This window comes from Microcystis sp. M53602_WE12 (genome assembly GCF_030065455.1).
Classification (GTDB): Bacteria; Cyanobacteriota; Cyanobacteriia; order Cyanobacteriales; family Microcystaceae; genus Microcystis; species Microcystis aeruginosa.
In genome coordinates this window covers 1-2,798 of the sequence record NZ_JASJFB010000644.1, presented here as the reverse complement: position 1 = coordinate 2,798, position 2,798 = coordinate 1, and the positions used below count along the sequence as shown (strand labels likewise).

Below are 2,798 nucleotides of genomic sequence, written 5' to 3'. Positions count from 1 at the left end.
TTATAGAGAAAGGCATTTAGCGATTTTTGTCAATTGTTTTTGCTCTAGAGCGAACTAATCAATTAAGTCTCTTGCCAGATAAGGATTTAGTCGATTTATGCCCCCCTATCGAACCATACCAAGTAACGAAGAACCCAATATCTTTCCTTTGCAAGGCAAGATAGGAAGATGGAAAATTAGTTAACCTTTTGGCGATTGCTGGATGACTAAAAATAAAAGAGTGCTGATTTTAGGGGGAACGGGGGAAGCGGCGGCATTAGCGGCTAAAATTGCGGCAATTCCGGGTATAGATGCCATCGCTTCCTTTGCCGGTCGCACGAGAGAACCGATTACTCTCACAACTCCTTCTCGCCGGGGGGGGTTTGGTGGTGCCACTGGGTTAGCCAATTATCTGCGGCAAGAAGGCATTGATTGTTTAATTGATGCCACCCATCCCTTTGCCGCGCAAATTTCCTTTAATGCCGCTCAAGCCGCCTCGGATTGTGGTATTCCTCGATTAATGTTAAGTCGTCCAGCTTGGGAAAAAGTATCTGGAGATAATTGGATTGAAGTAGAAAACAATCAAGCTGCGGCGAATATTTTACCTGGGTTAGCGCCGCGGATATTTCTCACTATTGGTCGGCAAGAACTGGCAAGTTATGCACATCTAAAAAATATCTGGTTTTTGATGCGGATGATTGACCCTCCGGAACCAGATGCCATCGTGCCAGTTGGAAAATTATTATTGGAACGGGGGCCTTTTTCCTTGCAGTCAGAGCGCTCTCTTTTACAAGAATATAAGATTGGGGCGATCGTGAGTAAAAATAGCGGCGGTGATGCCACTTACGCCAAAATTATCGCCGCTAGAGAGTTGGGAATAACCGTGGTCATGGTACAACGTCCACCTGTACCTGAAGGAGAAAAAGTGGCGGATGTTGAAAGTGTCCTGGCATGGTTAGAAAAAAGATGGCTCTGATGATTTTTCTGGGAAAATCATCGGTAAGGTTTGTTGAAAAAGTCAATTGTCTGGTGATGGGGTTTTAGGGTTTTAGGGTTTTAGTTGAAATTCCCCACTTCCCCACTTCCCCACTCCCCACTTCCCCACCCAATCTAGGAAAATCACACTTTCACCACGTTGCTAAAAGAGATTTTCAGGTAATCATCTTCCATTTTTGCTCCGGAAGGTTTCAGGGCTGCTAAAGCTTGGGGTAAGACTAAATTACGACGGTGATTACCGATGCGAATATTTAACTCGTCTCCAGTTTTATTTAGCTGTATTTGTTCCTTGGGTATGCCGGGTAAATATAATTCCAGACTGTAATGATTTTCCTGTTGAACTACCCGAATAGTGTTTTCTTGGTAATAAACCTTCGTCGGATCTTCCCCAGCAAAAAGAGTTTCTTTCAGTCTTTCCAAAGCGGGTAAACCACACATTTCTTCGGAGTAGAGAGGAACTTCCTTAACTGGTAAAGGATGAAAATTATCGTAAATTTCCTGTTTATAACCCTGTTGATTTTCTTTCCAACGAGCAAAGAAAGGATCGGTTACTTTGTCGGGAATAATCCGATTAGCAATAATCAAATCGGTGGAAACATTATAGAGACTTAGATAGGCATGGGCGCGTAAAGACTCCTTAATCACCATTTTTTCGGGGTTTGTCACCAAACGGACCGAGGTTTGAGTATTATCGGTCAAAACCTTTTCTAGGGCCTCAATCTGCTCATAAAACTCGTAGGGAGCATCCATAACTTCCTTGTCCGGTAGGGAAAAACCAGCGATCGGTCGAAAAAAAGGTTCCACCAGTGGTCGCAATGCCACCGACATTCCCTGTAAAGGTTTGTAAAATCTTCTCATGTACCAACCGCCCACTTCTGGCAAACTCAGCAATCGTAAAGCTGTCCCCGTAGGTGCGGAATCGATAATCAACACATCATAAGTACCCTCATCGTAATGGCGTTTCATGCGAACTAAGCCGAAAATCTCATCCATTCCGGGTAAAATCGCTAATTCTTCCGCTTGCACTCCATCTAAACCCCTAGCTTGCAATACCTGAGTAATGTAACGTTTTACTGCGCCCCAGTTGCCTTCCAATTCCATTAGTGCGTCTAATTCTGCCCCCCAAAGATGGGGACGTACCAAACGAGGATCGTGACCTAATTCGAGATCGAAACTGTCAGCGAGAGAGTGAGCGGGATCGGTGCTGAGAACTAGCGTTTTATAGCCAAGTTCGGCGCAGCGGAGTCCTGTAGCGGCGGCGACGGAGGTTTTACCCACGCCTCCTTTACCAGTCATGAGAATTACACGCATGGGGGCTGATTCTAAGAAAATTTACATTACTTATTCTTATTATGACGGGAAAGTTAACAAATTGAGGACAAGAATCAGCATTCTTGGCTATAGAATTCCACTCCCTGACCATCACCCCGGGGAATTAAGCTCTGTTCAAAAAATTGCTGACAGCGATTTTCAGCATCAGCGACGAGAACTTTGGCAAAATGACCGTTTTCGAGAACTTCTTGCCTCGGACGTTGTTCGTAGGCATAGATAATCAAAATATCTCCGGGTTGACAGAGCAGCGCCGCACCACCGTTGGGGCAAATTTCCCCAGTTTGGCCCGGAAAAACGTAGGTGGAAAAGCGCTTACCATTGCTAAGATTGACCACATCCACCTCTTCAAGCGGCAAAATGCCGACCCGCTCAATCAATTCTCGATCGATAGTGATACTGCCGACATAATCGACGTTAGCCTCGCTGACGCGCACTCGATGGAGTTTGGCGTGCATTAATCGAATTGTTCCCATGTATTTTGTCCTATTTCC

General features: G+C 45.1%; 4 protein-coding genes. 2 read left to right on the top strand and 2 right to left on the bottom strand.

Going from position 1 to position 2,798, the window contains the following annotated elements:
* Window positions 1–26: 26 nt before the first annotated feature.
* Together PX482_RS20400 and PX482_RS20395 are read left to right on the top strand one after the other, a co-directional pair.
* On the top strand, window positions 27–164 hold the full coding sequence (locus PX482_RS20400) for a hypothetical protein (RefSeq protein WP_288025502.1): 138 nt from the start codon (window positions 27–29) through the stop codon (window positions 162–164).
* A 38-nt stretch (window positions 165–202) separates the two neighbouring features.
* The gene (locus PX482_RS20395) at window positions 203–955 is read left to right on the top strand and encodes a cobalt-precorrin-6A reductase (protein ID WP_002758247.1); all 753 of its coding nucleotides are present in this window, start codon (window positions 203–205) and stop codon (window positions 953–955) included.
* 143 nt (window positions 956–1,098) lie between these two features.
* Here PX482_RS20395 and PX482_RS20390 read toward each other — a convergent pair whose 3' ends face one another.
* Both PX482_RS20390 and panD read right to left on the bottom strand, forming a co-directional pair.
* Window positions 1,099–2,286, bottom strand: coding sequence for a TRC40/GET3/ArsA family transport-energizing ATPase (locus PX482_RS20390; protein WP_002758246.1), 1,188 nt, complete (start codon window positions 2,284–2,286; stop codon window positions 1,099–1,101).
* A gap of 74 nt (window positions 2,287–2,360) precedes the next feature.
* A complete protein-coding gene (gene panD / locus PX482_RS20385) occupies window positions 2,361–2,780 on the bottom strand; it encodes an aspartate 1-decarboxylase (RefSeq protein WP_002758245.1) in 420 nt (139 codons plus the stop codon).
* Window positions 2,781–2,798: the final 18 nt, after the last annotated feature.